Genomic DNA, 25,778 nt, shown 5'->3' with positions numbered 1-25,778 from the left:
TAGCGCCAGTTGCCGCACCGGGATGCCCGAAGTGGAAAGCCAAAATTACGCACTGTAAAGAATTCATGACGAAATCAGCAGGTTAACCCCGTGAAATCGCCATTCCCCGAATACTGTAAGAAAACGCTTACGCATCAGCGTCTTCCTTCCTCCTTCCAGCGCTCTATCCCGCTTGTTTCACTGCTCCATGCAGGGTGTTATGCGCGCCATGCCTGTCGTGCAGGTGCATAACAAAAAGGAGGCGCAATGAACGCCGTATTCCATCTCCATCTCTCTGCGAGGGGCGGTTTTCCTGCCTTTCCCGTCGATGATCCGCAAGGGTCTGACCCATTTTTTGCAGCCGCCCGAGCTTCTCGGGGCGGACACAGGCAATCCCGGCCATAGACACGCTTGTCCAGCGGGTCTGGCAGCAGGGGGTTACGGGTGTACAATGCGCCGCGTTTTACCTGTGACCTCCTGCGCATCTGCGCAAACCTCAAGGCTATCCGCCTTGTTCACTCCGTCGCGTCACGAGCGTGTCGGGTTCGATTTCGTCACAGATAAAAACAAACAGGTGACGCATGACCGTTGTAAATACGCTGAACTCCTGGTGCCTGCGCTGGGGTTTGATCGGTGCCGCTTAACGCCTTTCTTGAGCAGCAACGTCTACTGAACATCATCAAACCTTGCGTGAGACCCTTTTCATGAGTGGACAAAACCCGCAATCAGGCGAGCTGAAACGCGGCCTGAAAAATCGCCATATTCAACTGATCGCCCTCGGTGGCGCGATCGGTACCGGCTTGTTCCTCGGCTCGGCCGGGGTACTGAAATCCGCCGGCCCGTCGATGATCCTCGGCTACGCCATCTGCGGCTTCATCGCTTTCATGATCATGCGCCAACTGGGCGAAATGATCGTCGAAGATCCGGTGGCCGGTTCCTTCAGCCACTTCGCCCACAAGTACTGGGGCGGCTTTGCCGGCTTCCTGTCGGGCTGGAACTGCTGGATCCTGTACATTCTGGTGGGCATGTCCGAGCTGACCGCGGTCGGCAAATACATCCACTACTGGGCGCCGGACATCCCGACCTGGGTCTCCGCAGCGGCCTTCTTCGTGCTGATCAATGCGATCAACCTGGCCAACGTCAAAGTCTTTGGCGAGGCCGAGTTCTGGTTCGCGATCATCAAGGTCGTGGCGATCGTCGGCATGATCGCCCTGGGCAGCTACCTGCTGGTCAGTGGCAATGGCGGCCCGCAAGCAGCGGTCAGCAACCTGTGGTCCCACGGCGGCTTCTTCCCGAACGGCGTCAGCGGTCTGGTGATGGCCATGGCTTTCATCATGTTTTCCTTCGGTGGCCTGGAAATGCTCGGTTTCACCGCAGCCGAGGCTGACAAGCCGAAAACCGTGATCCCGAAAGCCATCAACCAGGTGATCTACCGGATCCTGATTTTCTACATCGGTGCCCTGGTCATCCTGCTGTCGTTGACGCCGTGGGACAGCCTGCTGACCACCCTGAACGCCTCCGGTGATTCCTACAGCGGCAGCCCGTTCGTGCAAGTGTTCTCGATGCTGGGCAGCAACACCGCCGCGCACATCCTCAACTTCGTGGTCCTGACCGCGGCGCTATCGGTGTACAACAGCGGCACCTACTGCAACAGCCGCATGCTGCTGGGCATGGCCGAGCAGGGCGACGCGCCGAAGGGCCTGGCGAAAATCGACAAGCGTGGCGTGCCGGTGCGTTCGATCCTGGCCTCGGCGGCCGTGACCCTGATCGCGGTACTGCTGAACTACCTGATCCCGCAAAACGCGCTGGAACTGCTGATGTCGCTGGTGGTGGCCACCCTGGTGATCAACTGGGCGATGATCAGCTACTCGCACTTCAAGTTCCGCCAGCACATGAACAAGACCAAACAGACGCCACTGTTCAAGGCCCTGTGGTACCCGTACGGCAACTACATCTGCCTGGCGTTCGTGGTGTTTGTTCTTGGTGTGATGCTGTTGATTCCGGGGATTCAGACTTCGGTGTATGCGATTCCGGTGTGGCTCGTGTTCATGTGGGTCTGCTACGGCATCAAGAACAAGCGCAGTACGCAACACGCATTGCAGGCTGCAGTGAAGTAACTCAGTCGTAGAAACAACAAACCCGGCCGAGTGCCGGGTTTGTTGTTTCTGCACTTCACACACACATCCCCTGTAGGAGCGAGCCTGCTCGCGATGGTGGTGGGTCAGCAAAGGTTATGCTGACTGATACGGCCTCATCGCGAGCAGGCTCGCTCCTACAGGGGCCGCATTCCTCCAATCGTTTCGCGGTATCCTGCACGCTCTGAATACGGACGCTTTTCCATGCTGGTGATTTCCAACAACGTGCAGCTGCCGGATGCCGAGATCGAGTTGACGGCCATTCGCGCCCAGGGTGCCGGTGGGCAGAACGTCAACAAGGTCTCCAGTGCCGTGCACCTGCGCTTCGACATACCTGCGTCGTCCTTGCCCGAGTTCTACAAGGAACGGCTGCTGGCGCTGCGCGACAGCCGCATCACCAGCGACGGTGTGTTGATCATCAAGGCCCAGCAGTACCGGACGCAGGAGCAGAACCGCGCCGATGCGCTGTTGCGCCTGACCGAGTTGATCCAGAGTGCCACCAAGGTCGAGAAAAAGCGCCGCCCGACCAAGCCGACCCTCGGCTCGAAGACCCGTCGCCTCGAATCCAAATCCAAGCGCGGCAACATCAAGGCCGGGCGCGGCAAGGTCGATTTCTAGCGAGCGTCCCGCGCTTCGCGTTGCTTCGGTGCCTGCCGGTACAGGTAAAGGCTCAACATCAAACCGCTGAGGGCGGCGAGGGCGGCGAACAGGAAGATCGATGCAAAACCAAATCCTGCCGCAATCGCACCGGCCAATGGCCCGGTAATCCCCAACGACAAGTCGATGAACAGCGAATAGGCGCCGACGGCTGCGCCACGGCTGGAAGCCGGGACCAGATTGACCGCCTCCACCCCCAGTGCCGGAAACACCAGGGAAAAGCCGAAGCCGCTCAGCGCCGCACCCGCCAGTGCCCAATGGGCATCCGGCGCCAGCCACAGCAACAGCAATCCCAGGGTTTCCACCGACAGGCAGGCAATGGCCACGCGAAAGCCGCCGAGGCGATTGATCAGGTTGCCGAACAGCAAGCGCGCGCCAATGAAACTGGCGCCGAACAGGCTCAGGCACAGCACCGCGTTGTCCCAGTGTTGCGTGGCGTAATACAGGGTGATGAAGGTGGCGATGGTGCCAAAACCGATGGAGCCCAGGGCCAGGCCGCAGCCGTGGGGGAAGACTCGCCCCAGCACGTGCATGAACGGCAGACGCTCACCGGTAACGATCGGCGCGGCGGTTTTCGGCCAGGCCAGCAGCAGGCCGAGCACAGCCAGCAAAACAATGCTCACCCCCATGCTCCACAAGCCCAGTTGATGGACGAGCAATACGCCCAGGGGCGCGCCGACAGCCAGTGCGCCATAGCTGGCGATACCGTTCCAGGAGATGACTTTGGCCGTGTTCGCCGCGCCGACCCGGCCAATGCCCCAGCCAATCGAGCCCGAGCCCACCAGGCTTTCGGCGCTGCCGAGCACCAGGCGGCCGATCAACAGGCTGATCAGGCTCAAGGTCGGCAGGCTCTGGGTCCAGGCGGAGATCAGCATGAACACACCGCTCAATCCACAACCGGCCAGGCCATACATCACAGCCAGCTTGCTACCCTTGTTGTCGATGATCTTCCCGGCATAGGGGCGGCTGAGCAGGGTGGCCAGGTATTGCACGCTGATCACCAGACCCGCGATGACTGCGCCGAAGCCCAGGTCGCTGTGGACGTAACCGGGCAATACGGCCAGGGGGATGCCGATGTTCAGGTAGCCGATGAAGGTGAAAAGGACGATGGAGACAACTTGCAGCGTGACCGCCAGGGGGCGCTGGTTTTCGGGCATGGGTAAAGGTCCACGGTAAAGCAGGATAGATAGGCTGCTTATGATAGCGGTGTGGACGGTCACAGGTTGTGAAAAAGTAAACCTATTTGCCGGGTGGCGTCATTCAGGTTTGGCGGGAGCGACCAGTTGCGTGGTGACCAGGGCGGCCAGCGCATTTTCCTGGGTGCCGAAGCGGGCGAGCAAGGCGGCTTGTTTCTCGGGGGGGAGGCGATTCCAGATCCCGATCATTTTCTCGGCGGTGCCGATCAGGACGCTGGCCTGCGCTTCACTGAATTCATCGGTCATGGTCAGGCTCGTTTCAGGCAGTGTGGAAAGCGCATGGTAGCGCTTTCCACACAGTCTGTGCGGCGGGTATTTCAGTCTTCTCTGTCAGCCTGGCGGCTGTCAGTGGCTTCTTTCGGCTGGGGCTGTTGGGCTCCGGCTTGCTGCGTGGTCGTCTGCTCAGGTTCGTGCAGGCTTGGGAAGGGGAGATTAGGAATCTCGTGCATGGTTGCGCTCCTCGCTAAGTCTGTTGATAGATCTGGTAGATCCGCGCTTTTAAAAAAGCCTGGGCAGGATACAGCAGTAAAAATGACAAACGGACGTTTATATCCATTTGTTTCGACGGATGGGGTTGTATAGACAGATCGGTAACACTGGCGCAGAAATAATTGTAGGAGTGAGCCTGCTCGCGATAGCGGTGTATCAGTCAACATCAATGTTGAATGACACTCCGCTATCGCGAGCAGGCTCGCTCCTACAGGGGGATTTGCAGTGTTTGAAAGTTATTTGCAGACCTTCGCAATCGCCTCGGCCAGCAGATCCAGACGCGTGGCATCAATCCCCGCCACGTTGGCCCGCCCCGAGCTGACCATGTACACGCTGTGATGATCGCGCAGGTTGTTCACTTGCACAGGCGACAGGCCGGTGTAGGAGAACATCCCGCGTTGCACGCCAATGTGCGCAAAACGCTCGCGCAAACCGTGAGGCTCCAGCGCTTCCACCAGACCGCTGCGCAGTTGGGCGATACGCAGGCGCATGGCTTCCACTTCGTCAGCCCAGAGATTTTTCAGCTCCGGGTCGCCGAGGATGGTCGCCACGACAGCCGCACCATGATCCGGCGGCGTCGACCACAGGTTGCGGGCGATGTTGGCCAGCTGGCTGCGGATGTCGACGAGCTTGTCGGCGGTTTTCGCGCAGACAATCAGGGCGCCGGTGCGGTCGCGGTACAGGCCGAAGTTCTTCGAGCAGGAGCTGGTGATCAACAGCTCCGGCAACTCGGCGGCGAACAGCCGGGTCGACCAGGCATCCTGTTCCAGGCCATCGCCGAATCCTTGATACGCGAAGTCGATCAGCGGCAGCAGTTCGCGCTTGCGCACCACCTCCAGCACCCGCTGCCAGTCATCCCGGGACAGGTCGAAACCGGTCGGGTTGTGGCAACAGGCGTGCAGCAACACCACGTCGCCCTTGGGCGCTTCATTGAGCGCCGCGAGCATTCCTTCAATGTCGAGACGGTTGTCGCTGCCCACGTACGGGTAGTGGCTGACCTTGACCTTGGCTGCCGCGAAAATCGTTTCGTGGATTGGCCAGGTCGGGTTGCTCAACCACACGCCACGGCCCGGCAGGCATTGGGCGATGAAGTCCGCGCTCAGGCGCAGCGCACCCGTGCCACCCGGTGTCTGGGTGGCGCCGGCGCGTTGTGCGTTGATCAGCTTCGAGTCGGCACCCAGCACCAGCTCATTGATGGCCTTGCCGAACGCGGGCTCGCCGTGACCACCGATGTAGGTCTTGGTGGACTGGCGATCCACCAGGCGCTGCTCGGCAAGTTTCACCGACTCGAGAATCGGCGTCAGGCCCTGGGCGTCTTTATAGACACCCACGCCCAGATCGAACTTGCGCGGGTTCGGGTCCTGCGCGTAGGCCTCCATCAGGCCCAGGATCGGGTCGCCAGGCACTCGACCGATGGCGTCGAAATGCATTACTTGCGCCCCTCTGCGTCCTTCGCAACGATGTCCGTGCGCGCGGCCATGATGAAGTCGTTGCGGTGCAGGCCCTTGATCGAGTGGCTCCACCAGGTCACGGTCACTTTGCCCCACTCGGTCAGCAGGCCCGGGTGGTGGCCTTCGGCCTCGGAGATTTCGCCGACGGCGTTGGTGAACGCCAGGGCGTGCTTGAAGTTCTTGAACAGGAAGACCTTTTCCAGCTGCATGATGCTGTCACGTACTTCGATGTTCCAGTCCGGGATCTGCTTGATCAGGATCGGCAATTCTTCGTCGCTGACTTGTGGAGCGTCGGCGCGGCAGGCTTCGCAATGGGCTTGAGTTAATGCGGTCATGATGAATTCCTGAAATCGAATGTGGGGAAATCGGCCCTCAGTGCTACCACGCTAATCCAAAGCGATGGTTTCTGACAGGCTCACTTGATTCTAAAAGCGGCGGATCACGCGGCCTTTGGTTTTGGCGGAAACTTCGGTGTGTGCAGACCCATCTGCATCGCTTGCTTGACCATGCCCATGATGTCTTCGTGAGCGAGGTCAAACAGACGCTTGAGATTTGGCAATGCGAAGTACAGTGGTTGCAAAATGTCGATGCGGTAAGGCGTGCGCATGCATTCCAGCGGATCGAACGGCTGATGCTCAGGCTCGTCCGACAGGCAATACACGGTCTCTTTCGGAGAAGACAGAATGCCGCCGCCGTAGATGCGCTGGCCTTGCGGAGTGTCGACCAGGCCGAACTCGATGGTCATCCAGTACAGGCGCGCCAGGTAGACGCGTTCTTCCTTGGTCGCCTTGAGGCCGAGTTTGCCGTAGGTGTGGGTGAATTCGGCGAACCAGGGGTTGGTCAGCAGCGGGCAGTGACCGAAGATCTCGTGGAAAATGTCCGGCTCTTGCAGGTAGTCCAGTTCTTCGCGGGTACGAATGAAGGTCGCCACCGGAAACTGCTTGCTGGCCAGCAATTCGAAAAAGGTCTGGAAGGGAATCAGTGCAGGAACCCGGGCAACCTGCCAGCCGGTGGTTTCACCGAGGACCTTGTTGATTTCGCCGAGTTGAGGAATGCGGTCGTGGGGCAGACCGAGTTTTTCGATACCGTCCAGGTACTCCTGGCACGCACGCCCTTCGATCACTTTCAGTTGACGGGTGATCAGCGTGTTCCACACTGCGTGTTCTTCGGCGGGGTAGTCGATAAAACCTTGCGCATCGGGCTCGCGAGCCACGTATTGCGTCTGCTTCATGCTGCTCTCCTGCTAGGGGATTTCGTTCTTGTTATGTACTGCTATGGACCTAGAAATACCCCATCAATTGCAGCGTTGCAGCAGGTGAACAGCGTCGTGTGCGGGAAAATCCCTCAATTATCGTAAAGTTTTCGTTACGTATCGGTCGTCATCGCGCAGATGTTGAGATTGGCGGCTGGGAAAAGCCCTACATCTGTCACATAATCTTGACGACTATCTGAGCGCCTAATCAGAAAAGTCGGGCGCTAACCCTGTGGGAGCCAGTCTGCTGGCGATAGCGGTGTGTCATTCGACATCAATAGGGCCTGATGCGACGCCATCGCCAGCAGGCTGGCTCCCACAGGTCAATCATCGTTTATCAGGTCTTTTACATGCGTATCAAAGTCCACTGCCAGAACCGCATCGGCATCCTGCGCGACATTCTCAATCTGTTGGTGGAGTACGGGATCAACGTGGCCCGCGGTGAAGTGGGCGGTGAGCACGGCAACGCCATCTACCTGCATTGCCCGAACCTGATCAACATTCAGTTCCAGGCCCTGCGCCCGAAATTCGAAGCGATTGCCGGGGTGTTTGGCGTCAAGCGTGTAGGGCTGATGCCCAGCGAGCGTCGGCACATGGAACTCAATGCACTGCTCGGTGCACTGGAGTTTCCGGTGCTGTCGATCGACATGGGCGGTTCCATTGTCGCGGCCAACCGTGCGGCGGCGCAGTTGCTCGGCGTACGGGTCGACGAGGTGCCTGGGATTCCCCTGTCGCGCTACGCCGAGGATTTCGATTTGCCGGAACTGGTGCGCGCCAACAAGTCGCGGATCAACGGGTTGCGGGTCAAGGTCAAGGGCGATGTGTTCCTGGCCGACATCGCGCCGCTGCAATCGGAGCACGACGACAGCGAGGCCATGGCCGGTGCGGTGCTGACATTGCATCGCGCCGACCGGGTGGGCGAACGCATCTATAACGTGCGCAAGCAGGAATTGCGTGGCTTCGACAGCATCTTCCAAAGCTCGAAAGTCATGGCCGCGGTGGTGCGCGAAGCCCGGCGCATGGCGCCGCTGGATGCACCGCTATTGATAGAAGGGGAGACCGGCACCGGCAAAGAGCTGTTAGCGCGTGCCTGCCACTTGGCCAGTCCTCGCGGGCAGTCGCCATTGATGGCGCTCAATTGCGCCGGTCTGCCGGAGTCCATGGCCGAGACGGAATTGTTCGGTTACGGCCCGGGTGCCTTTGAAGGGGCGCGGGCCGAAGGCAAGCTCGGGCTGCTGGAACTGACGGCGGGCGGCACGCTGTTTCTCGATGGCGTCGGGGAAATGAGCCCGCGTTTGCAGGTGAAATTGCTGCGCTTCCTGCAGGACGGTTGCTTCCGCCGTGTAGGCAGTGATGAAGAGGTCTACCTCGATGTGCGAGTGATCTGCGCGACCCAGGTCGACCTGTCCGAATTGTGCGCTCGCGGCGAGTTCCGCCAGGACCTCTATCACCGCTTGAATGTGTTGTCGCTGCACATCCCGCCGTTGCGCGAATGCCTCGACGGTTTGACGCCGCTGGTGGAGCACTTCCTCGATCAGGCCAGCCGGCAGATCGGTTGCCCGTTGCCGAAGCTGGCCCCGGCGGCCATGGAGCGGCTCAGTCACTACCATTGGCCGGGTAACGTGCGGCAGCTGGAGAACGTGCTGTTCCAGGCGGTTTCCCTGTGCGACGGTGGCACGGTCAAGGCCGAGCACATTCGTCTGCCGGATTATGGTGTGCGTCAGCCCCTTGGCGACTTTTCGCTGGAGGGAGGGCTGGACGAGATCGTCGGGCGTTTCGAGAAGGCGGTGCTGGAGCGGCTGTATTCGGAGCATGCCAGCAGCCGATTGCTCGGCAAGCGACTGGGTGTTTCCCACACAACGATTGCCAACAAGTTGCGTGAATATGAAATAGGCAAACTGGAGCGTTAATGACTCGACCAGGCAAGAATTATTATCGGATGTAAATATTTATCCAGCGCTTCAAGTTTGCATTTAAAACGCTAAAACCTCTGCTATTGACCTGAATCATGGAACTTACAGAGGAAGCCATCTAGGCTCTTCTCAAAGTTTGGCAGGAGCGCTGACCATGCCATCAATGGATGACTCCACCCGGCGAGTTCGCAAAGAAACTCGCCTGTTCTATTTCCTGATCATTGTTCTGTTTCCACTGTTATCGGTGGCGATAGTCGGTGGTTACGGTTTTTTTGTGTGGTTTCTACAAATGCTCCTCGGTCCGCCAGGGCCTCCCAACTGATCGACATTCATCGCTAATTCAGCAGGGAGTACGGGTCGTGGAAAAGACGCTGCACATTGCCAGCCTGGTAGTACATGCCCGTCCTGCCTTGTTCGAGGCGGTGAAAGCCAATCTGCGTTTGCTCACGGGCGTTGAGCTTCATCAGGAAAGCCCCGCCGGCAAATTGGTGGTTGTGCTGGAAACCGAGCATGAAAGCCAGATTCTTCAGCGAATCGATCAGATCAATCGCTTGCCGGGTGTGCTCAATGCCGCTCTGGTTTATCACGAGATTCTCGATATGACGGGAGAAAACACATGCCTATGACTCGGCGAGAGTTTGTCAAAGCCCAGGCTGCCGGAATCGCGGCAGCGGCTGCGGGTCTCCCGGTGTTTACCTCGGCCAGCAATCTGATTACCGAGCAGGACATGGTTTCCCTGAACTGGAACAAGGCGCCCTGTCGTTTTTGCGGTACCGGTTGCAGTGTCATGGTGGCGACCAAGGACAACCGCGTAGTTGCAACTCACGGCGATGTAAAAGCCGAGGTCAATCGCGGTTTGAACTGCGTCAAAGGCTACTTTTTATCCAAGATCATGTACGGCGTTGATCGGCTGACTCAGCCGCTGTTGCGCATGACCAATGGGCAATATGACAAACAGGGCGAGTTTCACCCGGTGTCCTGGAAACAGGCCTTCGATGTGATGGAGTTGAAGTACAAGGAAGCGCTGAAGAACAAGGGCGGGGAATCCATCGCCATGTTCGGTTCCGGCCAGTGGACGATCTGGGAAGGGTACGCGGCCAACAAATTGATGAAGGCGGGATTCCGCTCGAACAACATCGACCCCAATGCACGCCATTGCATGGCCTCGGCGGTCATGGGGTTCATGCGCACGTTCGGTATCGATGAGCCGATGGGCTGTTATGACGATATCGAAGTCACCGATGCATTCGTCCTGTGGGGTTCAAACATGGCGGAAATGCACCCGATTCTCTGGAGTCGGGTGACTGATCGTCGTTTAAGCCAGCCGAATGTGAAAGTGGCCGTGCTCTCTACGTTCGAACATCGCAGTTTTGAACTGGCCGACATTCCGATGGTGTTCAAGCCGCAGACTGACTTGCTGATTCTCAACTACATCGCCAACCACATCATTGAAAGCGGTTCGGTCAACAAGGATTTCGTCAGCAAACACACCAAGTTCGCCAAAGGCACGGATGACATTGGCTACGGTTTGCGTGCCGATAATCCGCTGGAGATGAAGGCCAAGAATGCCAACAAGGCGAATACCTGGACCGACATCGACTTCGAGCAATTCGCCGCCTTCGTCAAACCCTACACCCTGGAACGCACCGCGAAGGAAACCGGAGTGCCGGCCGAGCGCCTCAAGGCACTGGCCGAACTGTACGCCGACCCCAAGCGCAAGGTGGTTTCGTTCTGGACCATGGGCTTCAACCAGCACACCCGGGGCGTGTGGGCCAACAACCTGATCTACAACATCCACCTGCTGACCGGGAAAATCAGCGAGCCGGGCAACAGCCCTTTCTCCCTGACAGGCCAGCCTTCGGCCTGCGGAACGGCGCGGGAAGTGGGCACGTTCTCCCATCGTCTGCCGGCCGATCTGGTGGTGACCAATCCGAAGCATCGCGCCACGGCGGAAAAAATCTGGAAACTGCCGGCGGGCACCATCAAGGAAAAGGTCGGGTTCCATGCCGTGCAGCAGAGCCGCATGCTCAAGGACGGCGTGCTCAATGTGTATTGGACGATGGCCAGCAACAACATGCAGGCCGGGCCGAACATCATGCAGGAAGTGTTGCCGGGTTGGCGCAATCCCGAGAACTTCGTGGTGGTCTCGGATGTGTATCCCACGGTCTCGGCGCAGGCGGCGGATCTGATTTTGCCCACGGCCATGTGGGTCGAGAAAGAGGGCGCTTACGGCAACGCGGAGCGACGTACGCAGTTCTGGCACCAACTGGTTTCGGCGCCGGGTGACGCCAAGTCGGACCTCTGGCAACTGGTCGAATTTTCCAAGCGCTTTAAAACCGACGAAGTCTGGCCGGCGCAATTGTTGGAGAGTTCACCGCAGTACAAGGGCAAGACCCTGTATGAGGTGTTGTTCAAGAATGGCCAGGTCGATCAGTTCCCGGCTGAGCAACTGGCTGAGGGCTATCAGAACGACGAGGCCCGGGATTTCGGTTTCTACCTGCAAAAAGGCTTGTTCGAAGAATATGCCCAGTTCGGCCGGGGGCATGGACATGACCTGGCGCCCTTTGATCGCTATCACTCCGAACGCGGCTTGCGCTGGCCCGTCGTCGAAGGCAAGGAAACGCTGTGGCGCTTCCGCGAAGGTTACGACCCCTATGTCGAGAAGGGCAGTGGTGTGCAGTTCTATGGCTACCCCGACAAGAAGGCAATCATCTTCGCGCTCCCCTACGAGCCACCTGCGGAAGCCCCGGACGCGGACTTCCCGTTCTGGTTGAGCACCGGGCGGGTGCTTGAACACTGGCACACCGGGACCATGACCCAACGTGTCGAAGAACTCTATAAAGCGGTCCCCGATGCGCTGGTCTACATGCATCCGGCCGACGCCAAGGCCTTGAATGCCAGGCGTGGCAGCGAAGTGAAGCTGATCAGCCGGCGTGGCGAAATGCGCGCCCGAATTGAAACCCGTGGACGCAACAAACCGCCTCAAGGCCTGGTGTTCGTGCCGTTTTTCGATGCCAACAGGCTGATCAACAAAGTCACGCTCGATGCAACGGACCCCATCTCCAAGCAGACCGATTACAAAAAATGCGCGATCAGGATTGAGTTGATCAAGACGGCATAAGGAGCGCTTTCATGAACTATCGTTCGCTGTCCCTGCTTGCCGCTCTGCTGGTGTGGCTGCCCGTGGCATTTGCGGCAGAACCCGGTTACCCACTGGATGCGCCGGCACCCGATGGTCGACGGGTCGGCGGGACCTTGACTCAGGAGTTGCCCGCTCCACCCCTCGCGGAAGACGAGAACAAGGACCTCAAGCGTGAACGTAATTATCCCGAGCAACCGCCGACCATTCCCCACAGCATTCGCGGCTATGGCATCGACATGAACAGCAACAAGTGCCTGACCTGCCACAGTCGTGGCAACAGCGCGCGCGCCCAGGCGCCGATGATCAGTATCACGCACTACATGGACCGCGACGGCCAGGCATTGGCGGCGGTGTCGCCGCGTCGCTACTTCTGTAACCAGTGTCATGTGCCGCAAAAAGATGTGAAGCCACTGGTGAACAACAGCTTCAAGAACATCGACCAGGTCTTGCAAGACGAAATCAACCGCCAGCCGAAACCTTGAGGAGAGGCCATGAAATCTTTGCTTGCCTTGCTCAAGGATTATTGGGGTGTGCTGCGTCGGCCCAGCGTGCATTACAGCCTGGGCTTCCTGACCCTGGGCGGGTTTATCGCCGGGGTGATTTTCTGGGGTGGGTTCAACACCGCGCTGGAAGCGACCAACACCGAGAAGTTCTGCACGTCCTGCCATGAAATGCGCGACAACGTGTTTGTCGAGTTGCAGGAAACCATTCACTACACCAACCGCTCGGGCGTGCGCGCCACGTGCCCGGACTGTCACGTCCCCCACGAGTGGACGCACAAGATCGCGCGCAAGATGCAGGCCTCCAAGGAGGTCTGGGGCAAGCTGTTCGGCACCATCAGTACCCGGGACAAGTTTCTGGGCATGCGCCGGGAGCTGGCCGAGCACGAGTGGGCGAGGCTCAAGGCCAACGATTCCCGGGAGTGTCGCAACTGCCACAACTTCGAGTTCATGGACTTCACCCGCCAGGGCAAACGCGCCGCCAACATGCACTCCACCTCATTGGCCAGCGGCCAGGCCACCTGTATCGACTGCCATAAAGGCATTGCCCACAAACTGCCCGACATGAGCGGCGTGAAAGGCTGGTAGCCGGCTTTTCACGGCGTTGCCGTCAAGCGGCATAATCGCGCCGGTTTTTCGTCTTCGATCGATTGTTCGTTTCCCTTCCAGTCAGCCTCCAACCCCCGGTTTCAAGGGGGTTCGAGCCGCTGCGCGCAAGTTGGTCTGCAAATTGCTACAGCCTGCGCAACACAGCAGTGGGCGGCAAACGTCCGGCAGGCAGAGGAACAATTGTGGACAAGTACCTTTATGTGGCAATGACCGGCGCCAGCCAGAATGCACTGGCGCAAAAGGCTCATGCCAACAACCTCGCGAACATCTCCACCAATGGTTTCCAGAAAGACCTGGAGCAAGCCCGCTCGATGCCGGTGTTCGGTGACAGCTTTCCGGCGCGTGCGTTTGCCATGTCCGAACGCCCGGGCACGGATTTCTCCCCGGGTTCACTGGTGGAAACCGGTCGCGACCTCGACGTTGCCGTGCAAGGCAACGGCTGGATTGCCGTGCAGACGCCCGATGGCGGTGAAAGCTACGTGCGCACCGGCAGCCTGAACGTTGACGCCCTGGGCGTGCTGCGCGCCGGCAATGGCATGCCGGTCATGGGCAATGGCGGGCCGATTGCCGTGCCGCCCGAGCAGCAGATCGAAGTTGGCGAGGACGGCACCATCAGCATCCGCGCGATGGGTGAAGGTCCTCGGGTGATGGCTGAAGTCGACCGCATCAAACTGGTCAACCCGGACCTCAAGAACATGAGCAAGGGCCTGGATGGTTCGATCCACACCAAGGACGGCGCGCCTGCGCAGGCCGATGCCAACGTCAAGCTGGTGTCCGGGTTCCTCGAGTCGAGCAACGTCAATGCCGTGGAAGAGATGACCTCGGTACTGGCCTTGGCCAAGCAGTTCGAACTGCACATCAAGATGATGAACACCGCCAAAGACGATGACCAGGCCATGGCTCGGGTCTTGCAGATCAGCTAATTACCAGAACGTCGCGCCGTAAAACAGGCGCACGAGGAGAATCGAATGCTTCCGGCTCTATGGGTTGCCAAGACAGGTCTGTCCGCCCAGGACACCAACCTGACCACCATTTCCAACAACCTGGCCAACGTGTCGACCACGGGTTTCAAACGTGACCGCGCCGAGTTCCAGGACTTGCTCTACCAGATCAAACGCCAGCCAGGCGCCCAGTCGACCCAGGACAGCGAACTGCCGTCGGGTCTGCAACTGGGTACCGGTGTGCGCATCGTCGGCACCCAGAAAAACTTCACCGCCGGCAGCCTGCAAACCACCGAGCAGCCACTGGACATGGCCATCGACGGTCGCGGGTTCTTCCAGATCCTGCAACCGGACGGCACCACGTCCTACACCCGTGACGGTACGTTCCACCTGGACTCCAACGGTCAGATCGTGAACGCCAGCGGCTTTGCCCTGGAGCCGGCGATTGTCATTCCGAACGAAGCGCAGACCTTCACGGTCGGCCGCGACGGCACCGTGTCCATCACCGTTGCCGGCAACCCGGCTGCCCAGGTGATCGGCAACCTGCAAACCGCCGACTTCATCAACCCGGCCGGCCTGCAAGCGGTGGGCAACAACCTGTTCCTGGAAACCGCCGCCAGTGGCGCGCCGCAAGTCGGCACCCCGGGCCTGGCCGGTTTCGGCACCACGCTGCAGAACACCCTGGAAACGTCCAACGTCAGCACCGTTGAGGAGATGGTCAACATGATCACCACTCAGCGCGCCTACGAGATGAACTCCAAGGTGATCTCCACTGCCGACCAGATGCTCTCGTTCGTAACGCAGAATCTGTAATCAAGTCTATGTGGCGGCCATTGGGCCGCCTGCAACACCGTGAGGTAGGGTCATGAATCGCTATGTATCTGTTCTGGCACTGAGTGGGATCGCCGCGCTCGCAGGTTGCGTGCCTGCGACGCCCAAGCCCAATGACCCTTACTACGCCCCGGTGTTGCCGCGCACGCCGTTGCCGGCGGCGGCGAACAATGGCTCGATCTATCAGGCCGGTTTCGAACAGAACCTCTACAGCGACCGCAAGGCGTTCCGGGTCGGTGACATCATCACCATCACCCTGAACGAAAGGACCCAGGCCAGCAAAAACGCCAATTCGCAAATTGGCAAGAACAGCAAGGCCAACATCGGCCTGAGTTCGCTGTTCGGCAGCAGCGCCACCACCAACAACCCGTTCGGCGATGGCGACCTCAGCCTGAGTGCCAGTTACGAAGGTGACCGCGCGACCAAGGGGGACAGCAAGGCGGCGCAGGGCAACACCCTGACCGGCTCGATCACGGTCACCGTCGCCGATGTGTTGCCCAACGGCATCATCGCGGTTCGCGGCGAGAAGTGGATGACCCTCAACACCGGCGATGAGCTGGTGCGGATTGCCGGCCTGGTTCGCGCCGATGACATCGCCACCGATAACACCGTGCCGTCGACCCGTGTCGCCGATGCGCGCATCACCTACTCGGGCACCGGTTCGTTTGCCGATGCGAGTCAGCCAGGCTGGTTCGACCGCTTCTTCCTCAGCCCGCTGTTCCCTTTCTAGGTGGTCAGTTTGAATCTTAAACACCTCATGGTGGCCGCCTTGATGCTGTGCGCCGCGTTCAACGCGCAGGCCGAGCGCCTGAAGGACATCGCCAGCATTTCCGGCGTGCGTTCCAACCAATTGATCGGCTACGGCCTGGTGGTCGGGCTTAACGGCACCGGCGACCAGACGACGCAGACCCCGTTCACCCTGCAGACCTTCAACAACATGCTCTCGCAGTTCGGCATCAAGGTACCGCCGGGCTCGGGCAACGTGCAGTTGAAGAACGTCGCGGCGGTGTCGATCAGTGCCGATTTGCCAGCGTTCGCCAAGCCGGGTCAGCAGGTCGACATCACTGTTTCGTCCATCGGTAACTCCAAGAGCCTGCGTGGCGGTACCTTGCTGCTGACGCCACTCAAGGGCATCGACGGCAACGTCTATGCGGTGGCCCAGGGCAACCTGGTGGTCGGCGGTTTTGATGCGGAAGGGCGAGACGGTTCGAAGATTACCGTCAACGTTCCGTCGGCCGGTCGCATCCCGGGTGGTGCGTCGGTGGAGCGTGCGGTGCCGAGCGGTTTCAACCAGGGCAACAGCCTGACGCTGAACCTCAACCGTTCCGACTTCACCACCGCCAAACGCATCGTCGACAAAATCAACGACATGCTCGGCCCTGGCGTGGCCCAGGCCATCGACGGCGGTTCGATTCGCGTCACTGCGCCGCTCGATCCGAGCCAGCGCGTCGACTACCTTTCGATCCTGGAAAATCTCGAAGTCGATCCGGGCCAGGCGGTGGCGAAAGTCATCATCAACTCCCGTACGGGCACCATCGTGATCGGCCAGAACGTCAAGGTGTCCCCGGCCGCCGTGACCCACGGCAGTCTGACCGTGACCATCACCGAAGACCCGATCGTCAGCCAACCCGGCCCTCTGTCCAATGGCACGACGGCGGTGGTACCGCGCTCGAAGGTCAACGCACAGCAGGAAGCCAAGCCGATGTTCAAGTTCGGCCCGGGCACCACCCTCGACGAGATCGTACGTGCGGTGAACCAGGTCGGCGCGGCACCGGGTGACCTGATGGCGATCCTCGAAGCGCTGAAGCAGGCCGGTGCCCTGCAAGCCGATCTGATCGTGATCTGAGGACGGCCATTGTGGATATGCGCAAGAGCGGTCTGGTCAGCAGCAGCGATTCGGGCTCCTATTCGGACCTGAACCGTCTGAATCAGCTCAAGGTCGGCGACAAGAACAGCGACGGCAACCTGCGCAAGGTGGCGCAGGAGTTCGAATCGCTGTTCCTCGGTGAGATGCTCAAGTCAATGCGCTCGGCAACCGAAGCGCTGGGGCAGGACAATCCGCTGAACACGCCGGCTGCCAAGCAGTACCAGGAAATGTACGACCAGCAACTGGCGGTTTCCATGTCCCGCGAGGGTGGAGGTATCGGCCTGGCCGACGTGCTGATGCGCCAGATGTCGAAGAACAAACCGCTGGCGCCGGGTGAGGCGGCTGCTGCGTCACTGGCCAAGCAAGAGGCTGCCAAGGCCGCCGTGGAAACGCCGGTGGCGGCAGGTACGGTGGCAATCGATGGCCCGCTGTCGCGGGTCAATGGCCAGCGTCCGTTGTGGGCTTCGCGTTCAGTCCATGCGCCGCAAGAGGCGGGCGAGGGTGCCCATCGCAATGACATGGCGCTGATCAATCAGCGACGCCTGGCACTGCCGCCGAAACTGGCTGATCGGTTGTTGGCCGGGCTGGTGCCTTCGGCGACGACCGCTGTCACCACGACGATCGACAAGACAACCTTGCCAGAGCGCACGACGAACACCGGCACGGGACCGTTGTACAACGGCGACTGGCTGGCGACCGCGCAACAATCCTCCACTGGCGGCATGCAGATCTACGGGCGCGCCATGGCGCAGATTCCGCTGGCACCAGCGAAGAAAGCCTTCAGTTCCGCCGACCAGTTCGTCAACACCATGCTGCCGATGGCCAAGGAAGCGGCGGCCCGCATTGGTGTCGATCCACGTTACCTGGTGGCCCAGGCGGCCCTGGAAACCGGCTGGGGCAAGTCGGTCATGCGTGCTCAGGACGGCAGCAGCAGCCACAACCTGTTCGGCATCAAGGCCGGCAACAGTTGGCAGGGCAATTCGGCGCGGGCGATCACCAGCGAATTCAGGAACGGGCAGATGGTCAAGGAGACGGCCGAGTTCCGTTCCTACGACTCCTACAAGGACAGTTTCCATGACCTTGTGACTTTGCTGCAGACCAACAATCGCTATCAAGATGTCGTGAAGTCGGCCGATAACCCAGAACAGTTTGTACGCGAGTTGCAGAGAGCCGGTTACGCAACCGACCCGAACTACGCGAGCAAGATTTCGCAGATAGCCAAGCAGATGACGAGTTACCAGAACTACGCTGCGGCGGGCGTTTCCACCACGCCTTTATAGGCACAAGGTATAAGGTCTGAACCATGAGTTTGCTCAATATCGGGATGTCGGGGCTGAGCGCCAGCCATAACGCCTTGGCGACTACCGGCAACAACATTGCCAACGCCGACACCGCCGGTTACTCGCGCCAGCAAACCGTGCAAGGCAGCAAGGGGTCGATTCAGTACGGCAACGTCTACATCGGCACCGGCACGACGCTGGCCGATGTGCGCCGGGTATACAACAGCTACCTCGACGCGCAGTTGCAGACCACGACGTCGCTCAACAGTGATTCGGCCGCGTACCTTGGGCAAGTCACGCCACTCGATACCTTGCTGTCCGACAGTGGTACCGGTCTCAATGGTGCCCTGACCAAATTCTTCGCCTCGGTACAGAACGTCAATGCCAAACCCGGCGACGACGCTTCCCGCCAGTTGTTGCTCAGCGATGCCCAGGCCCTGAGCAATCGCTTCAACTCCGTGTCCAGCCAGTTGAACACGCAGAATGCGAACATCAACGGCAACCTGACGAACATGGCAGATCAGGTCAACAAGCTGGCCACGACCCTGGCGCAGTTGAACCAGAAAATCAGCGAGATTTCGAGCTCCGGCGGTACGCCGAATGAACTGCTCGATGCCCGTAACGAAACCATGCGCCAGCTGTCGACCTTCACCGGCGCACAGTATGTCGAGCGCGACGGCAACGTCGATGTGTATCTGGGTAGCGGCCAGCCACTGGTGATCGGCAGTACGGTCAACAAGCTCGAGGCGGTGCCGGGTAAAGATGATCCGGGACGCTTGTCGCTGCAGCTCAATCGTGGTTCGAGCACCATCGACATCACCTCGATCATGGCCGGTGGTGAAATCGGCGGCCTGCTGCGTTATCGCAGCGAAGTGCTCGATCCGGCCATGAATGAATTGGGTCGTGTGGCGCTGGTCGTCGCCGATCAGATGAACAGTATCCAGGCTCAGGGCATCGACAAGAACGGTGATTTCGGTTCGAACCTGTTCAACAGCATCAACAGTGCCGCGCAGATGTCTCAGCGCAGCATTGCGTCCACCAGCAACAGTGCCGGCTCCGGTAACTTCGATGTGAGCATCGAGGACACGGGCAAACTGACCATCAACGATTACAAGGTCACGTTCACCAGCGCTACCGACTACACCGTTCAGCGTCTGCCCGATAACACGCCGATGGGCAACTTCAGCACCACGACGACACCTGCGCCGGTGATCGACGGGTTCTCGATGACGTTCAACGGGGGAGCTGCCCAAGGCGACACTTTCAAGCTCACCCCGACACGTAACGCATCGGCCAATATCAAAACCGAGATGACCGACTCCAAGCGTCTGGCCATCGCGGCGCCGTTGGGAGCGGCCATTGCTGCGGGTGGTAGCGGCACGCTGACCATTCCGGCCAGCGGTCAGCCGACCCTGACTACCCGATTCGACCTCTACGACGCGGCCACCACCACCGCGATGCAGAACGGTCTGAAGTATTCGACGCCGGTTAAAGTGGTGTTTGGCGATCCGTCGGCTGACGGCACGACCCAGAGCTATCAATTGCTGGATGCCAAAGGTGGCGTTCTCGGCAGCGGTACCATACAGCCGGGCCAGAACAACACCTTGAACCTGAGCATTGCGCTCAAGGATTCGACCGGTGCGCCGATCCCGCCAGCGCCTGCCACGCAGTACACCGTTGATTTCGACATGACCGTCGCCGGTTCACCTGGCAAGGGCACGGCGATCAACGTCAGCCTGAGCCAGCCAGGTTCCCTGGACAATCGTAACGGCACGGTTCTGGCGGGTCTGCAGACTGCGCAAACGGTCGACACCGGTTCGGCAAGCAAAGGTATTTCGCTGAATGATGCCTACGGCAAACTCGTCGAGGGCGTCGGCTCCAAGGCGGCCCAAGGCAAGCTGGACAGTGCTGCGACCACCGCCATTCTGGCGAACGCCAAGGGCGCGCGTGACTCGCTTTCGGGTGTCGACCTCGACGAGGAAACCGGCAACCTGGTCAAGTACCAGCAGTACTACACCGCCTCTTCGCAGATCATCAAGGCTGCGCAGGAAATCTTCAGCACACTGATCAACAGTCTTTAAGGAGTCGTAGCCCATGCGCATTTCTACCGCCCAGTTTTACGAGTCCTCGGCAGCGAACTATCAGAAAAATTTCGCCAACGTGGTCAAGAGCAGCGAAGAGGCGAGCAGCCTGGTTCGCGTCAACACCGCAGCGGATGATCCGGTTGGCGCTTCGCGTTTGCTGCAATTGGGTCAGCAGGCTTCGATGCTCGACCAGTTTTCGACCAACATGACCACCATCAAAGGCACGCTCGGTCAGACCGAAGCGGTGATGACCAGCATCGGCAACGTGTTGCAGCGGGCCAAAGAACTGGCGCTGGGTGCGGGCAACGCCGGTTTTACCGATGCCGACCGTCAGGCGAACGCATCCGAGCTGGGTGAGATTGAAGAGCAATTGCTCAGCCTGATGAACAGCAAGGACGAAAACGGTAAATACATCTTCGCCGGCTCCAAGGGTGATGTGGCTCCGTTCAGTCGCAACACCGATGGCACCTACAGCTACAACGGCGACCAGGTGACCCTCGACCTGCCAATTGGCGACAATCAATCGATGGCTTCCAACAGTACCGGTTGGGACGTATTCCAGCAGGCGATCAACACCAACCGAACGTCCGCCACGCTTACGTCGCCAGCGGTGGATGACGGTCGTGTCGCGTTGTCCAACGGTCAAGTCGCGTCGGATGTCACCTACAGTGCCAAGTTCCGTAGCGGAGAGCCTTACACCGTGGAGTTCTTGAGCAGCACTCAGCTGAAAATCACCGATGCGCTGGGTAACGACGTAACGTCTGAAGCGAGCCAGAACGGCGTGTTCAACTCCAACAACGCAGCCACGCAAACCGTGAGCTTTCGCGGCGTTGATCTGAACCTCAATATTAACCTCAAGGCAGGTGACAGTGCCGACCCGGATGCGGCAATTGCCGGCCACAGTTTTACCCTGGCGGCCAAGCCGGACAGCTTCAATACTTCGCGCAGCCCGGGCAATCCTTCGAGCGCCCTGGTGACAGGCGCCTCGGTGACCAACAGCGCTGACTATCACGCCAGCTTCCCGGGCGGCGGTGCTGTGCTCAAGTTCACCAGCGCTACGGATTTCGAACTGTATGCCGCGCCGGTGACGGCTGACAGCACGCCAGTGTCGACCGGCACCATGGCTGGCACTACCGCAACCGCATCGGGTGTTTCGTTCACCGTCGCCGGCACACCGGGCGCAGGTGACCAGTTCTCGGTAGCGGTCAACACGCACCAGACCCAGAACGTTCTGGATACGGTCAGCCAACTGAAAATGGCCCTGTCGACACCGACCAACAATAATCCGATCGCCATTCAGAAAATGAACGCGGCAGTCACAGCCGGTATCGGCAACCTGGCCAGCGGCATCGATCAACTGGCCACCGGTGTCAGTTCTGTGGGGGGGCGCGGTGCATCGCTGGTGACCCAGACGGACATCAACCAGAGTCTGGTACTGGCCAACACGCAGACCCAGGGCGCCATTCGCGACTCCGATCCGGCTGAAGTAATGACCCGCCTGACCCTGCAGCAAACCATGCTGCAGGCATCGCAATTGGCGTTCAGCAAGATCGCTCAGTTGGGCCTGTTCAACAAAGTCTGAGTCAGGGCCTTCCCGATGACTTCGCGAAGGCTTTCGACAACCGAGTGAAAACCGTCTTTTTTCTGCGGTTCAGGGAGTCTTGCTTCATCCAGGCAAGCTCCCGCCGCTCGCGAGTTCTCCCGCCGTGAAATCAGCACCTCTTGTCACCATTGCCATTCCCGCCTTCAATCCGCAATTCTTCCTCGTGGCACTGGAAAGCGCCCTGAGTCAGACCTACGCCAATCTTGAAGTGATCGTCTGCGATGACAGTGGCGGTGACGAGATCCGCGAGATCGTCGATGCCTGTGAAGTGCCTGTCTCGATTCGTCTGCGTTATGTGCGCAATCCGCGGCGCCTGGGTTTTCAAGGCAACCTCATCGCGTGTGCGCAGGAAGCCAGCGGCGACTACCTGAAATTGTTGTGCGATGACGATCAGTTGCTGCCTGAGTGCATTGCGCAACAGATCGCCGGATTCATCGATCACGACGACGTCAATCTGGTCATCGGCCAACGGCAGTTCTACGACGAAGACTGCATCCTGTTATCCGACCGTGTGGAAAATAGCTGCTTTTCCAAAGGTGTCACCTTGTTCAAGGGTGAGGATCTGTTGGGGATTCTGGAAACCACTGTCTTTAATTTTCTCAGTGGCCTCAGTGGGGCCTTGTTGCGAACTCTGCATGCACTGGAATACTTGCCGGCCCTGACGCAGATCGGCGAGGGCTTTGTTGCGAACCTGGATTTTGCTTTGTTCGCGTGTCTGTTGCGACGCGGCAATCTTGTCGTGGTCGGGCAGATCCTGAGTCTTGAGCGTTTGCATCCGGCGCGCCTGAGCAACCAGTCCGCAGTCAAGGCTGCGGTCGTGACCGAACTCGACTGGCTCAAGCAAATGCTCGCTCTGCGCAGTGGCGAGCCGGCGCCGGCATCCGGTTGGGTGCGTCATGTTGCGCTGGCCGATGCCATTGAAGGGCAGGCTTATGCGTGGGAAGAGGCCGCCCTTGGCCGACAGCTGGGTTTCATTCAAACCCTGGTGAATTCCCGGGTCGGCCCGGATTGCGACAGTTTCGCTGACATGTATCGGCAATGGCTGTCCTGCCGCCATCTGAATCCGGCCCAGCAACGCCTGCTTGATGCTCGCGTGCAGAGTTGGAGCTGGCGTCCGCGCGTCGTGCCGATCGTGCTCGACAGCGAAGGTGATTTGTCGGCGTTGGAGGACACCCTCAAAAGTCTTCGTCAGCAAGCCTACAGCGCTGAGCAAGTGGTGGTGCTTTCCCCATTGCGGCACGCACCTGTCGACGGTGTGCGTCATGTGCCACTGGAGGCGGACGCGGTTGCCCAGTTCAACCACCTGCTGGCCGAGTTGGACAACGCGGACTGGATCTATCTGGTTCGCGCCGGTGACCGCATGCATGAACTGGCGCTGCTGTTGCTCGCCGAGCGCATGGTGGAGATGCCGGATGTGCGCTGCCTTTACAGCGACGAAGGCGGCTTGCGTGACGAGATCTCGATCGAGCCGGTGTTCAAGCCGGATTTCAATCTCGACTTGATGCGCAGCTTTCCCTATGTCGGCCGTGTGCTCGCGCTACAGCGCCAGCGCCTGTTGGAACTTGGCGGGATGGCGGCGGGCTTTGGCGAGCTTGGCGTGCACGATCTGCTCTGGCGCCTGGTCGAAAACAACGGGCCACACGCGATCGGGCATATTGCCGAAGTTCTGGTGGAGTCCACCCTGCGCCTGTCCCGGTGGCTGACACAACCACAGGTCATGGATCAGGCCCCGGTAGTGTTGGCAGCGCATCTGACGCGCCTGGGTGTTCCTCACCGAATCCGCACCGGCAGTCAGCGGATGATCAGTCGTGTGGACTACCTCCATGTTCAACCGGACATGGTGTCGATCATCATCGCGACCCGTAATGAGCTGGCGTCTCTGGAGCGTTGCATTGAAAGCCTGCTGGAGAAAACCACCTGCCAGCAATTTGAAGTGCTCATTGTCGATAACGGCAGCACGGCGCTGGATGCCTGCAACTGGCTGTCGGCCGTGGAGCAAATGGGAAGCGACAAGCTGCGCGTGCTTCGTTGTGATTATGGCGACAATCTGGCGGCGGTGCACAACTTCGCCGCCGGCCAGGCTCGCGGTGACTACCTGTTGTTTTTCAGTCCGTGCAACAGCGTGGTCAATCCGGACTGGCTCGACGAGTTGCTCAACCATGCCCGGCGTCCGGAAGTCGGCATCGTCGGTGGCCGCCTGGTGAGTCCGCAAGGGCGCATCGAAGGGGCTGCGCTGGTGTGCGGGCTGCGGGGGGCAGTGGGGGTGCCCAATCGTGGCGAGCTACTGAATACACCGGGTTACATGCAGCGCCAGCAGACCGTGCAGAACTTCAGCGCGGTGGGCATCGACTGCCTGCTGGTGCGCAAGAAGGTCTTCGATGAAGTGCTCGGCCTCGACGAAAAAGACCTGTCGCAGGCACTCAATGGCGCAGACTTCTGCCTGCGGGTGAAGCAAAACGGATACCTGGTGGTATGGACGCCGTACGCCGAACTGATGCGAGTGACAGTGGCTTCCTTTGGGGAACCGGCCCCGCGCATCCTGCAAAACGAGCAGAAAAGCTTTTATCAGCGTTGGTTGCCTCTGGTTGCCAGGGATCCGGCTTACAACCCTAACCTGAGTCTGGGCAGCAGTAATTTCAGTCTCGAACCCGGATTCAAAAGCGGCTGGGATCCGTTCTTCCGTCAGTTGCTGCCCAAGGTGCTGGCGATCCCGATCAACACGTCTGCCGTGGGCCATTACCGGGTTGCCCAGCCGTTTCTTGAGCTGGAAGCGGCCGGGCGTATAGTCGGACATTTGAGTTACCACACGCCGACGAACATCGAGCTTGAGCGCAGTTCGCCGGACGTGATTGTGTTGCAGGGTCGCTATAGCCGGAACGCGGTCGACGAAGTGGAGCGCGTCAAAGACGCCTCCCGGGCATTCAGGATTTTCGAGCTGGATGACTATGTGATCGATGTGCCGAAAAAGAACGCACACATTCGCAAGGCTGAAGTCGGCGTCGACAGTATCGTGCGTCGTGGCATCAGTCTGTGTGACCGGGTGGTGGTATCGACCCAGCCGCTGGCCGATGCATTGCGCGACATGCACCACGACATCCGGGTCGTCCCGAACATGCTGGCGCCACACCTGTGGGCCGGCCTGAGCAGTCGTCGACGTACTTCGCGAAAACCTCGCGTCGGCTGGGGGGGCGGGACCAGTCATGACGGCGACCTGGCGATCATTGCCGATGTCGTCCGTCTGCTGGCCAACGAAGTCGAGTGGGTGTTCTTCGGCATGTGCCCGCCGGCGCTGCGTCCGTTCGTTCATGAATTCCATCCAAGCGTCGGCCTGGACGCCTACCCGGCCAAACTGGCCAGCCTGAACCTTGACCTGGCACTGGCACCGCTTGAATTTCATATCTTCAACGACTGCAAGAGCAACCTGCGCCTGCTGGAATACGGTGCCTGCGGCTACCCGGTGATCTGCACCGAGACTGAAGCCTATCGCGGCTATCTTCCGTGCACCAAGGTCGTGAGCAACAGCGCCGAGGAATGGCTTGAGGCGATCCGCATGCATCTGTCCGATCCAGAGGCCAGCTACCGCATGGGCGATGCGTTGCGCGAGGAAGTGCTGCGCGATTACATGCTCAAGGGCAACAACCTCAATTACTGGGTCGAGGGTTGGTTGCCCAACTGATCCGAAGTGAATATTGGTGTTTGAGCAGGCGGCCTTGGGCCGCCTGTTTTGTGTGCGCCCAGCATGGGCGCAATCTTGTGGGTGAAAGTCCCGCCGTAAGCTGACCACAGCGAACGAAGTGAAGCGCAACTGCACGAGGGCGACCGAGTGTGGGGAGGAAGCGTGAATCGAAG

General features: G+C 59.7%; 22 protein-coding genes. 16 read left to right on the top strand and 6 right to left on the bottom strand.

Annotated elements, in window-relative coordinates; all coding sequences use genetic code 11:
- The first annotated feature begins 683 nt into the window (after nt 1-683).
- Together BSF44_RS23135 and arfB are read left to right on the top strand one after the other, a co-directional pair.
- Nucleotides 684-2,096, top strand: coding sequence for an amino acid permease (locus BSF44_RS23135; RefSeq protein ID WP_095945472.1), 1,413 nt, complete (start codon nt 684-686; stop codon nt 2,094-2,096).
- 222 nt (nt 2,097-2,318) lie between these two features.
- Nucleotides 2,319-2,732 (top strand): alternative ribosome rescue aminoacyl-tRNA hydrolase ArfB, encoded by a 414-nt coding sequence (gene arfB / locus BSF44_RS23130; protein WP_056721500.1) that lies wholly within the window; start codon nt 2,319-2,321, stop codon nt 2,730-2,732.
- On the opposite strand, the gene BSF44_RS23125 is transcribed toward arfB, so the two are convergent.
- The 6 genes from BSF44_RS23125 to phhA all read right to left on the bottom strand — a co-directional run bounded on the left by BSF44_RS23125 (nt 2,729) and on the right by phhA (nt 7,138).
- Nucleotides 2,729-3,928: an MFS transporter gene (locus BSF44_RS23125; RefSeq protein WP_095945471.1), complete on the bottom strand. Its 1,200-nt coding sequence runs from the start codon at nt 3,926-3,928 to the stop codon at nt 2,729-2,731. The two genes, arfB and BSF44_RS23125, sit on opposite strands and share 4 nt — an antisense overlap.
- Before the next feature lie 99 nt (nt 3,929-4,027).
- A complete protein-coding gene (locus BSF44_RS23120; protein ID WP_095945470.1) occupies nt 4,028-4,213 on the bottom strand; it encodes a hypothetical protein in 186 nt (61 codons plus the stop codon).
- Nucleotides 4,214-4,284: 71 nt separating this feature from the next.
- On the bottom strand, nt 4,285-4,416 hold the full coding sequence (locus BSF44_RS30815) for a hypothetical protein (RefSeq protein WP_256589141.1): 132 nt from the start codon (nt 4,414-4,416) through the stop codon (nt 4,285-4,287).
- A gap of 276 nt (nt 4,417-4,692) precedes the next feature.
- On the bottom strand, nt 4,693-5,886 hold the full coding sequence (locus tag BSF44_RS23115; RefSeq protein WP_095945469.1) for an amino acid aminotransferase: 1,194 nt from the start codon (nt 5,884-5,886) through the stop codon (nt 4,693-4,695).
- Nucleotides 5,886-6,242, bottom strand: a complete 357-nt coding sequence (locus tag BSF44_RS23110; protein WP_095945468.1) for a 4a-hydroxytetrahydrobiopterin dehydratase — start codon at nt 6,240-6,242, stop codon at nt 5,886-5,888. The genes BSF44_RS23115 and BSF44_RS23110 overlap by 1 nt, the downstream gene beginning before the upstream one ends.
- A gap of 104 nt (nt 6,243-6,346) precedes the next feature.
- Nucleotides 6,347-7,138 carry a phenylalanine 4-monooxygenase gene (gene phhA, locus BSF44_RS23105; protein ID WP_095945467.1) on the bottom strand — a complete coding sequence of 264 codons (792 nt, stop codon included), beginning with the start codon at nt 7,136-7,138 and terminating at the stop codon, nt 6,347-6,349.
- A 371-nt stretch (nt 7,139-7,509) separates the two neighbouring features.
- On the opposite strand from phhA, the gene BSF44_RS23100 reads away from it, so the two are divergent.
- The 14 genes from BSF44_RS23100 (at nt 7,510) to BSF44_RS23035 (ending at nt 25,605) form a co-directional block, all read left to right on the top strand.
- Nucleotides 7,510-9,069 carry a sigma-54-dependent transcriptional regulator gene (locus BSF44_RS23100; RefSeq protein ID WP_095945466.1) on the top strand — a complete coding sequence of 520 codons (1,560 nt, stop codon included), beginning with the start codon at nt 7,510-7,512 and terminating at the stop codon, nt 9,067-9,069.
- Nucleotides 9,070-9,226: 157 nt separating this feature from the next.
- Entirely contained in the window at nt 9,227-9,394 is a 168-nt protein-coding gene (locus BSF44_RS23095; RefSeq protein WP_095945465.1) for a periplasmic nitrate reductase, NapE protein, read from the top strand.
- Between the two features lie 37 nt (nt 9,395-9,431).
- Nucleotides 9,432-9,698 (top strand): chaperone NapD, encoded by a 267-nt coding sequence (locus BSF44_RS23090; RefSeq protein ID WP_095945464.1) that lies wholly within the window; start codon nt 9,432-9,434, stop codon nt 9,696-9,698.
- Nucleotides 9,689-12,193 (top strand): nitrate reductase catalytic subunit NapA, encoded by a 2,505-nt coding sequence (gene napA / locus BSF44_RS23085; protein ID WP_095945463.1) that lies wholly within the window; start codon nt 9,689-9,691, stop codon nt 12,191-12,193. The genes BSF44_RS23090 and napA overlap by 10 nt, the downstream gene beginning before the upstream one ends.
- 11 nt (nt 12,194-12,204) lie before the next feature.
- Nucleotides 12,205-12,696, top strand: a complete 492-nt coding sequence (locus BSF44_RS23080; protein ID WP_095945462.1) for a nitrate reductase cytochrome c-type subunit — start codon at nt 12,205-12,207, stop codon at nt 12,694-12,696.
- A 9-nt stretch (nt 12,697-12,705) separates the two neighbouring features.
- The gene (locus tag BSF44_RS23075; RefSeq protein ID WP_085723386.1) at nt 12,706-13,302 is read left to right on the top strand and encodes a cytochrome c3 family protein; all 597 of its coding nucleotides are present in this window, start codon (nt 12,706-12,708) and stop codon (nt 13,300-13,302) included.
- A 203-nt stretch (nt 13,303-13,505) separates the two neighbouring features.
- Nucleotides 13,506-14,246 carry a flagellar basal body rod protein FlgF gene (locus BSF44_RS23070; RefSeq protein ID WP_095945461.1) on the top strand — a complete coding sequence of 247 codons (741 nt, stop codon included), beginning with the start codon at nt 13,506-13,508 and terminating at the stop codon, nt 14,244-14,246.
- Between the two features lie 45 nt (nt 14,247-14,291).
- Entirely contained in the window at nt 14,292-15,077 is a 786-nt protein-coding gene (gene flgG / locus BSF44_RS23065) for a flagellar basal-body rod protein FlgG (protein ID WP_095945460.1), read from the top strand.
- A gap of 52 nt (nt 15,078-15,129) precedes the next feature.
- Nucleotides 15,130-15,825, top strand: a complete 696-nt coding sequence (gene flgH / locus BSF44_RS23060; protein ID WP_095945459.1) for a flagellar basal body L-ring protein FlgH — start codon at nt 15,130-15,132, stop codon at nt 15,823-15,825.
- A gap of 27 nt (nt 15,826-15,852) precedes the next feature.
- Nucleotides 15,853-16,941, top strand: coding sequence for a flagellar basal body P-ring protein FlgI (locus BSF44_RS23055; protein WP_095945458.1), 1,089 nt, complete (start codon nt 15,853-15,855; stop codon nt 16,939-16,941).
- An 11-nt stretch (nt 16,942-16,952) separates the two neighbouring features.
- Nucleotides 16,953-18,242 carry a flagellar assembly peptidoglycan hydrolase FlgJ gene (flgJ, locus tag BSF44_RS23050; RefSeq protein WP_095945457.1) on the top strand — a complete coding sequence of 430 codons (1,290 nt, stop codon included), beginning with the start codon at nt 16,953-16,955 and terminating at the stop codon, nt 18,240-18,242.
- Nucleotides 18,243-18,265: 23 nt separating this feature from the next.
- Entirely contained in the window at nt 18,266-20,323 is a 2,058-nt protein-coding gene (gene flgK / locus BSF44_RS23045; protein ID WP_095945456.1) for a flagellar hook-associated protein FlgK, read from the top strand.
- Between the two features lie 13 nt (nt 20,324-20,336).
- Entirely contained in the window at nt 20,337-21,908 is a 1,572-nt protein-coding gene (locus BSF44_RS23040; RefSeq protein ID WP_095945455.1) for a flagellar hook-associated protein 3, read from the top strand.
- Between the two features lie 124 nt (nt 21,909-22,032).
- Complete coding sequence (locus tag BSF44_RS23035; RefSeq protein ID WP_095945454.1) at nt 22,033-25,605, top strand: glycosyltransferase; 3,573 nt, start codon at nt 22,033-22,035, stop codon at nt 25,603-25,605.
- Nucleotides 25,606-25,778 lie beyond the last annotated feature (173 nt).

The sequence above is a fragment of the Pseudomonas sp. ACN8 genome (assembly GCF_002303925.1).
Classification (GTDB): domain Bacteria; phylum Pseudomonadota; class Gammaproteobacteria; order Pseudomonadales; family Pseudomonadaceae; genus Aquipseudomonas.
Note: the sequence above shows the minus strand (reverse complement) of the source record. Positions and strands in the feature narration are given on the sequence as shown.

Coding starts and splice junctions, on each gene's coding strand:
- BSF44_RS23135 (WP_095945472.1), top strand. CDS start 684: ATGAGTGGACAAAACCCGCAATCAGGCGAGCTGAAACGCGGCCTGAAA.
- arfB (WP_056721500.1), top strand. CDS start 2,319: ATGCTGGTGATTTCCAACAACGTGCAGCTGCCGGATGCCGAGATCGAG.
- BSF44_RS23125 (WP_095945471.1), bottom strand. CDS start 3,928: ATGCCCGAAAACCAGCGCCCCCTGGCGGTCACGCTGCAAGTTGTCTCC.
- BSF44_RS23120 (WP_095945470.1), bottom strand. CDS start 4,213: ATGACCGATGAATTCAGTGAAGCGCAGGCCAGCGTCCTGATCGGCACC.
- BSF44_RS30815 (WP_256589141.1), bottom strand. CDS start 4,416: ATGCACGAGATTCCTAATCTCCCCTTCCCAAGCCTGCACGAACCTGAG.
- BSF44_RS23115 (WP_095945469.1), bottom strand. CDS start 5,886: ATGCATTTCGACGCCATCGGTCGAGTGCCTGGCGACCCGATCCTGGGC.
- BSF44_RS23110 (WP_095945468.1), bottom strand. CDS start 6,242: ATGACCGCATTAACTCAAGCCCATTGCGAAGCCTGCCGCGCCGACGCT.
- phhA (WP_095945467.1), bottom strand. CDS start 7,138: ATGAAGCAGACGCAATACGTGGCTCGCGAGCCCGATGCGCAAGGTTTT.
- BSF44_RS23100 (WP_095945466.1), top strand. CDS start 7,510: ATGCGTATCAAAGTCCACTGCCAGAACCGCATCGGCATCCTGCGCGAC.
- BSF44_RS23095 (WP_095945465.1), top strand. CDS start 9,227: ATGCCATCAATGGATGACTCCACCCGGCGAGTTCGCAAAGAAACTCGC.
- napA (WP_095945463.1), top strand. CDS start 9,689: ATGCCTATGACTCGGCGAGAGTTTGTCAAAGCCCAGGCTGCCGGAATC.
- BSF44_RS23080 (WP_095945462.1), top strand. CDS start 12,205: ATGAACTATCGTTCGCTGTCCCTGCTTGCCGCTCTGCTGGTGTGGCTG.
- BSF44_RS23075 (WP_085723386.1), top strand. CDS start 12,706: ATGAAATCTTTGCTTGCCTTGCTCAAGGATTATTGGGGTGTGCTGCGT.
- flgG (WP_095945460.1), top strand. CDS start 14,292: ATGCTTCCGGCTCTATGGGTTGCCAAGACAGGTCTGTCCGCCCAGGAC.
- flgH (WP_095945459.1), top strand. CDS start 15,130: ATGAATCGCTATGTATCTGTTCTGGCACTGAGTGGGATCGCCGCGCTC.
- BSF44_RS23055 (WP_095945458.1), top strand. CDS start 15,853: ATGGTGGCCGCCTTGATGCTGTGCGCCGCGTTCAACGCGCAGGCCGAG.
- flgK (WP_095945456.1), top strand. CDS start 18,266: ATGAGTTTGCTCAATATCGGGATGTCGGGGCTGAGCGCCAGCCATAAC.
- BSF44_RS23040 (WP_095945455.1), top strand. CDS start 20,337: ATGCGCATTTCTACCGCCCAGTTTTACGAGTCCTCGGCAGCGAACTAT.